7 protein-coding genes are annotated in these 8,046 nt (G+C 40.8%); all 7 read left to right on the plus strand.

Translation table 11 applies throughout. From position 1 onward, the window contains the following. Positions 1 to 358 precede the first annotated feature (358 nt). The 7 genes from H6A20_RS12835 (at position 359) to H6A20_RS12865 (ending at position 7,658) form a co-directional block, all read left to right on the plus strand. Complete coding sequence (locus tag H6A20_RS12835; RefSeq protein WP_204907494.1) at positions 359 to 1,858, plus strand: oligosaccharide flippase family protein; 1,500 nt, start codon at positions 359 to 361, stop codon at positions 1,856 to 1,858. Positions 1,859 to 2,182: 324 nt separating this feature from the next. Continuing rightward, positions 2,183 to 3,415, plus strand: a complete 1,233-nt coding sequence (locus H6A20_RS12840) for a nucleotide sugar dehydrogenase (RefSeq protein ID WP_204907495.1) — start codon at positions 2,183 to 2,185, stop codon at positions 3,413 to 3,415. Positions 3,416 to 3,473: 58 nt separating this feature from the next. Then, positions 3,474 to 3,848 (plus strand): hypothetical protein, encoded by a 375-nt coding sequence (locus H6A20_RS12845; protein ID WP_204907496.1) that lies wholly within the window; start codon positions 3,474 to 3,476, stop codon positions 3,846 to 3,848. Between the two features lie 25 nt (positions 3,849 to 3,873). Next, positions 3,874 to 4,101 carry a hypothetical protein gene (locus tag H6A20_RS12850; RefSeq protein ID WP_204907497.1) on the plus strand — a complete coding sequence of 76 codons (228 nt, stop codon included), beginning with the start codon at positions 3,874 to 3,876 and terminating at the stop codon, positions 4,099 to 4,101. A 93-nt stretch (positions 4,102 to 4,194) separates the two neighbouring features. Continuing rightward, entirely contained in the window at positions 4,195 to 5,238 is a 1,044-nt protein-coding gene (locus tag H6A20_RS12855; protein WP_204907500.1) for a polysaccharide biosynthesis protein, read from the plus strand. 31 nt (positions 5,239 to 5,269) lie between these two features. Then, positions 5,270 to 6,466 (plus strand): capsular polysaccharide biosynthesis protein CapF, encoded by a 1,197-nt coding sequence (locus H6A20_RS12860; protein ID WP_204907498.1) that lies wholly within the window; start codon positions 5,270 to 5,272, stop codon positions 6,464 to 6,466. A 16-nt stretch (positions 6,467 to 6,482) separates the two neighbouring features. Further along, positions 6,483 to 7,658, plus strand: coding sequence for a UDP-N-acetyl glucosamine 2-epimerase (locus tag H6A20_RS12865; RefSeq protein WP_204907499.1), 1,176 nt, complete (start codon positions 6,483 to 6,485; stop codon positions 7,656 to 7,658). Positions 7,659 to 8,046: the final 388 nt, after the last annotated feature.

Consider the following 8,046-nt stretch of genomic DNA (forward strand, 5'->3'; position numbering starts at 1 on the left):
CTGGTGACCACCAGGAAACTGAGAAGTTTTAGGGTGACACCAGGAAAGGGAGAAGTTCTTCAAAATAAACTGGTGAAACTTTAAAGAACACCGGGGAATTGAGGAGAAATACCAGAAAAAAGCGAAGAGCCGTGAATGGCTACAGCCTTCGGTTAAATCATTTTATAAAAGTAAATTGATTGAATCGAACAAAGAGTATTCAGAGGAAACAAAGAGAAAAATAGTAAAAGATGCACATGCTCTATATAAAAGGCTAAGATTCTATAAAAGAATCTCAAAACCGTTTAATAAAGTTATAAGTAAAATGACGCCTGAACAGAGAGAAAAGGTTAGAGGTATACTTAGAGCAAAATAATTTTTGGGTGAGATAATGAGTAGTAAAAACTTTATGAATGCAGTGATTACACTTATGACGCAAATATTGAGTCTTATTTTGAAATTTGTGTTACAGTGGGTATTTATTAAAACACTTGGAGCTGAATATTTGGGATATAATTCGGTTTTTACAAATATTTTACAAATGCTAAATATGGCTGATTTTGGTGTTGGGGTTGCAATTACTAGTTTTTTGTATAAGCCGATTTCCGAGAACAATAGAAAAAGAATTAATGCATTGATGTATTTATATAGAAAAATTTATACAGCACTTGGTATATTTGTTTTTATTGTTGGCATGATGATTCTAACTATCTTACCGTGGATTATTCCAAATGCTACTTGCAGTAATGCATATCTACGCATTCTATTTACAATTAATTTGGCTGGCACTATTAGTACATATTTTCTTGCATATAATAGAAGCCTGTTACTTGCTCAACAAAAAGCTTATTATGTAAATTCAGTTGACTTTATTGTTAATCTGATTGTTATAGTGTTACAAATAATTACTCTGTTTATATGGAAAAGCTATATTATATATTTATTATTATCAGTTGGAAAAAATGTTATATCGAATTATGTGGTTTATTCTAATTGTTACAAAAAAAATAAATTTTTAAAAGAAGAAACAGAACTATTATTAGTTGAGGAGTATCGGCCCAAGATATGGAAATATATAAAAGATGTATTTATATCTAAGGTAGGGGCATATATCTTTTATGGAACAGATAATATTATTATATCTATATTTAAAGGGCCGGTGCTTGTAGGTTATTTATCAAATTATACGTTAGTAACAGTTGCATTGCAAGGAATTATATCGCAGGTTTTTTCTGCATTGCAGGCAGGACTTGGATATTATCTAACAATTACTAATGATATTTTTTTAAAAAGAAAGAAGGTAAATTTTTATTTTAATATCAATTATATAATTGCAAATAGTTGTATGGTTTGTTGTATATTTTTATTTCAGCCGTTTATTAATCTTTATGTGGGACATGGATATTTGTTGAGTAATATTACGGTATATTTATTAAGTATTAATTTGTACTTGACATTAATGTTGAATGTTCCGGCTCAGTTATTTGTTATTTATAAATTACATACATATGATAAAAAGATAGTTGCCCTATCTGCAATTTTGAACATAGTGATATCAGCGTCACTTGTTTATGGTATTGGAATAAATGGTGTATTAATTGGCACTTTTATTACTTCAATAATATATTTATTCAGTAGAGTATTTATATATTACAAAATAATTTTGAAAGTTTCGTTTACTAAATTTTTAGCTCAGTTCTTTTTTTGGATAATTATTAGTGTAGCAACTATAATTATGCTTAACTATGTAGATGGATTTTTCCCTTCTTCAAATTGGCCATTATTGTTGATTAAGGCGATGCTTTTACTTTGCTTGTCAGTATTGATTCCTGTTGTCATTTTACTATGTGGTAGATTTTTGCAGAAAAGATGGACATAAATCCAATATATGATTAAAGAATAAATGTGGTTCTTCTAAATAACCTGGTGACAAAGAGACGCAAAGCCTTGTAAATATTGAAAGAATGAGTATTTTGAGATGGATACTTCTTAAAAAAGCATATAGTAAACAGACCTGACAGTTGATACCTTCAAAAATCAGGTAAAAATGAGACTATTAATAACTGCATAGATCATCAAATGATGGACTACAGTAGGCTCTAACAGGCCTTTTTTGGTGGGATTTTTTATGTATCACCTCCAGAGCTGAGACTATGTATACCATTAATAATTTTGCGGAATTGGATAAAAGGAGATAAAGGTTATGAAAATTGCAGTTGCAGGGACGGGTTATGTCGGCTTATCCATCGCTACGCTTTTAGCTCAACACCATGAGGTGAAAGCAGTAGATATTATTGAAGAGAAAGTAAGACTGATAAATAACAGGAAGTCACCTATTCAGGATGACTACATAGAAGAATATTTAGCCTACAAGAATTTAAATCTTGCGGCTACGTTAGATGCTGAAGCTGCCTACAAAGAGGCAGCTTTTGTTGTAATCGCAGCACCAACAAACTATGATCCGAAGAAGAACTTTTTCGATACTTCGGCAGTGGAAAATGTGATTGAGTTGGCTACTAAGAGTAATCCGAATACAGTCATGGTAATCAAGTCAACGGTTCCGGTTGGATTTACAACATCGGTTCGGAAGAAGTATCATTGTGATAACATTATTTTCAGCCCGGAATTTCTTCGGGAATCTAAAGCGCTTTATGACAATCTATATCCTAGTAGGATCATTGTTGGAACTGATGTGGAAAATGCGAGACTTGTTAAGGCAGCTGAGACATTTGCAGGTTTATTAAAAGAAGGAGCACTCAAAGAAAATATTGATACTCTGATTATGGGATTTACGGAGGCAGAAGCAGTTAAGTTATTTGCAAATACATATCTTGCGCTTCGAGTCTCTTTTTTTAATGAGCTGGATACCTATGCAGAAATGAAAGGATTGAACACAAAGCAGATTATTGATGGGGTGTGCCTGGATCCAAGGATTGGTACACATTATAACAATCCATCATTCGGCTATGGCGGATACTGTTTGCCAAAAGATACGAAGCAGCTGCTGGCTAATTATGCGGATGTACCCCAGAATATGATGACAGCTATCGTAGAGTCCAACCGCACAAGGAAAGATTTTATTGCAGACCGTGTCCTGGAGCTCGCCGGGGCATACCGTGATAATAGTGAGTATGATCAGAGAAAGGAACGGGAAGTGGTCATCGGTGTTTACCGCCTGACTATGAAGAGCAATTCTGATAACTTCCGCCAGAGCAGTATCCAGGGTGTGATGAAACGGATCAAAGCAAAAGGAGCTACCGTGATTGTATATGAGCCCACTATGGAGGATGGTAGTACATTCTTTGGCAGCAGGGTGGTCAATGATCTGGAGAAATTCAAAGAAATGAGCCAGTCCATCATTGCCAACCGATATGATAATTGCTTGGATGATGTGAAGAAGAAAGTGTATACAAGAGATCTTTTCGGAAGAGACTAAAGAGGCAAAAACTTTTGTGTCAATTCCTTAGACGGTAATAGAGAGGAGAAGTGGAACAATGGAAGCAATTATATCTATTATTTCATCGCTTTTTAAAATTATTGGCTCTTTTTCGCCGTTTTTGCGTAAAAGAAGGGAAGATAAAAATTGTGGGAAGAAAATAAAACAATTTCAGTGGAAAGATATTGAGTTGGGAGTTGCTATATTATCTAAAAAGATTGCAAAAGATTTTGAACCAGAAATAATCATGTGTTCATCAACAGGAGCATCTGGTATAGTTGCAAATTTATATTTTTTGACTAGTGATAAATTCATTCCTATAATTAGTAGAAATCATAGGACAGTCAAAAGTAGATTTACAGCTCCTGTTGAAGAAAATACAAATCTTTTTTCAAAACAAATAAGTAGGAAGTATATCTTCCTGATGAATTAAAAAAGTATTCCGAAAAAAGCTTCTTATGATAGAAGACGTGGTTTTAAGCGGAGATAGTTTAGAAAGAGAAAAAAGGTTGGTGAGCCAATGTGGATATAAGGAGGAGAACGTAAGATCTGCAGCACTTTTTGCATCTACAGTAGCGATATATTCAGGAAAACAACCCGATTATTATTGGTATACACTAGATGATTCGATTACATATTACTATCCGTGGAGACGCAATGTATTTGGTAAAGGTTACGATAGATAGAAAGAAGAGTATAACCTTTTTGCTATGTTTCAGACATGGTGGGAAGCTTTTTATTTACTTTTCATGCAAAGGAGATTTAAGTAAATGAGCAGTATATTTGCAGACAAAACACTTTTAATAACCGGCGGCACCGGTTCCTTCGGAAACGCCGTTCTGAACCGCTTTTTAAAGACAGATATCAAGGAGATCCGCATATTTTCCCGCGATGAGTTAAAGCAGGACAATATGCGGCATTTTTATCAGCGGGAATGTCCGGAATACAGTGACAAGCTGAAATTTTATATCGGGGATGTGCGGGATATTCAGTCCGTGCGCAATGCCATGCACGGGGTGGACTATATCTTCCATGCGGCAGCCTTAAAGCAGGTGCCTTCCTGCGAGTTCTTCCCCATTGAGGCAGTAAAGACCAATGTCCTTGGGACGGAGAACGTGCTGACAGCAGCTATCGAGGCGGGAGTGAAGAAAGTGATCTGCCTCTCGACAGACAAGGCGGCTTACCCCGTGAATGCTATGGGGACTTCCAAAGCCATGATGGAGAAAGTTATCGTGGCCAAATCGAGGACCGTATCCCCGGAGAAGACGACCATCTGCTGTACAAGATACGGCAATGTCATGTGTTCCCGGGGATCCGTGATACCGCTGTTCATCAGCCAGCTTAAGGAAGGAAAAGAACTGACCGTGACGGAACCTACAATGACCCGTTTCATCATGAGCCTGGAAGAGGCGGTGGAACTGGTCGTTTTTGCTTTCCAGAATGCCCAGAGCGGAGATATCATGGTACAGAAGGCGCCGGCCTGCACGATCGAAGTGCTGGCGCGAGCCGTGGAGGAAGTATTCCATGTGGCCAATCCGATCAAGGTGATCGGTATCCGCCATGGTGAAAAGATGTACGAGACACTTCTGACCAATGAGGAGTGCGGACATGCCATTGACATGGGTAATTTCTATCGTGTACCCTGTGATAAGAGGGATCTGAACTATGATAAATATTTCAAAGAGGGGGATGTGGAGAGAAATCCCCTGACAGAATTTAACTCCAATAACACAGATCTGCTGGATGTGGAGCAGGTAAAAGAGAAGCTGCTTTCACTGTCCTATATCCAGGATGAGCTGAAAGAGTGGGAAGAAAGGCTGTAGCGGAAGCGGCATGCCGGAAAGGGAGAAGAAAATGAAAATATTGATCACCGGAGCCAAAGGCTTTGTGGGAAAGAATCTGACGGCTTCCCTGGAGAATATCCGGGATGGGAAGGACCGTGTACATACGATAAAAGGACTGGAGCGCCCTTCTGATCTGGAGATCTATGCATATGATATAGACTCCACGCAGGAGGACCTGGTGCGGTACTGTCAGGATGCGGATTTTGTGTTTAACCTGGCGGGAGTGAACCGGCCGAAGGATCAGGAGGAGTTCATGAAAGGCAATTTTGGTTTTGCTTCCACTCTCCTTGATACGCTGAAAAAGTATGAAAATAAAGCGCCTGTCATGCTCTCCAGCAGTATCCAGGCTAGCCTGGAGGGGCGGTTCGCGGGAAGCGAATATGGCAGGAGCAAGCTGGCGGGAGAAGAATTGTTCCGCAGGTACAGTGAGGAGACCGGTGCCAAAGTGCTCATCTACCGTTTTCCAAACCTGTTTGGCAAGTGGTGCAGGCCCAACTATAACTCCGCGGTGGCCACATTCAGCAACAATATTGCCAATGATCTGCCTATCCAGGTCAATGACCGAGGCACAGAGCTGGACCTCCTCTATATAGATGATCTGATCGAGGAGATGCTGCTGGCTTTAAATGGTCAGGAGCACAGAGATGAGCGGGGCTTCTGCTATTGTCCTGTCACCTTCCATGTGACTCTGGGAGAAATCGTGGATCTCCTCTATTCCTTTAAGGAGAGCAGGAAAGACCTGTCCGTGCCTGACATGAGCGATGGATTTACAAAGAGGCTCTATGCCAACTATCTGTCTTATCTGCCGACAGACGGATTTTCCTATAAGTTGAAGATGAACAGAGACGACAGGGGCAGCTTTACAGAGCTCCTGCGGACGGCGGACCGGGGACAGGTGTCTGTCAATATCAGTAAGCCCGGCATCACGAAGGGGCAGCACTGGCACCACACCAAGAATGAGAAATTTGTAGTGGTATCCGGGCGGGGACTGATCCAGCTTCGGAAGATCGGGAGAGATCAGGATGGCAATCCCTATCCTGTGGTCAATTACGAGGTCAGCGGTGAGGAGATCACTGTGGTAGAGATGATACCCGGTTACACCCACAATATCATCAATCTGTCCGACACAGAGGATCTGGTGACAGTCATGTGGGCCAACGAGCCTTTTAACCCGGAGCATCCAGATACATTCGGAGAACCGGTGTAGAGCGAGGAGGAAGAGAATGAAGACAAACTATACGGATATAGAGTTCAAGAATAATGGAAAACTGAAGCTGCTGATCATTGTGGGTACCCGCCCGGAGATTATCCGTCTGGGGGCAGTGATCACCAAATGCAGGATATATTTTGACTGCATTCTGGCCCACACAGGACAGAATTATGACTATAATCTCAACGGTGTCTTTTTCAGAGACCTGAAGTTGGATGACCCGGAGGTCTACATGGATGCAGTGGGAGATGATCTGGGAGAGACCGTGGGAAATATCATCAACTGTTCCTACAAGCTTATGAGCCAGATCAGGCCGGATGCGCTGCTGATCCTGGGGGATACGAATTCCTGCCTCTCCGCCATTGCAGCCAAGCGTCTTCATATTCCGATCTTTCATATGGAAGCCGGAAACCGGTGCAAAGATGAATGTCTTCCGGAGGAGACAAACCGAAGGATCGTGGATATTATTTCCGACGTCAATCTGGCCTACAGTGAGCATGCCAGAAAGTATCTTCACGAGTGCGGCCTTCCCAAGGAGCGGGTGTATGTGACGGGAAGTCCTATGGCAGAGGTGCTTCATCAGAATCTGGATGCGATAGAGAAGTCAGACATACTGGAGAAGTTGGGACTGGAGCCTGGAAAATATATGCTTCTTTCTGCTCATAGAGAGGAGAATATCGATACAGAGAAGAACTTCCTTTCTCTCTTTACAGCTATCAATAAACTGGCAGACAAGTACGATATGCCTATTCTCTACTCCTGCCATCCCCGTTCCAGAAAGCGCCTGGAAGAGTCAGGATTTGAGCTGGACCCCAGAGTGGTGAGACATGAGCCTTTGGGTTTTCACGATTATAACCATCTGCAGATGAACGCATTCGCAGTGGTATCAGACTCAGGTACACTGCCGGAGGAGAGTTCCTTCTTCGCTTCCATAGGGCATCCGTTCCCGGCTGTGTGCATCCGCACCTCCACAGAACGCCCGGAGGCTCTGGATAAAGCCTGCTTTATTCTGGCGGGGATTGACGAGACATCCCTTCTGCAGGCTGTGGGCACAGCGGTGGAGATGAATCAGAGCGGAGACCATGGGATACCGGTGCCTGACTATGTGGAGGAGAATGTCAGCACAAAAGTGGTGAAGATCATCCAGAGTTACACAGGCGTGGTCAATAAGATGGTGTGGCGGAAGTAAATCTGACGAATGCAGTATCTGTATGGAGGGAAATACATATGATGGAGTACGAGTACACTTTGGAAGTATTTCAAAAGAAAAGAGACTGAATCCCTTGGTGTATTTCCATATATTACTCAATTCTTAACTGAAAATCAAAATTCTTATGGAAACTGTCGGGAACATGTGCTATTATATACATAAAGCATGATGTTTCTGGCAGTTTTTTGGTTCTTCCAAAAAACCTGGTGAAAAATAGGCGCAAAGCCTTGTAGATACTGAAAGAATGGAGATTTAGAAATGGATACTTCTTAAAAAAGCGTATAATAACCAGACCTGATAGTTGATACCTTCAAAAATCAGGTAGAAACGAGACTATTAATAACTGCATCGATCATCAATAACGGAT

Source organism: Mordavella massiliensis (assembly GCF_016901695.1).
In the GTDB taxonomy this organism is placed as follows: domain Bacteria; phylum Bacillota; class Clostridia; order Lachnospirales; family Lachnospiraceae; genus Claveliimonas; species Claveliimonas massiliensis_A.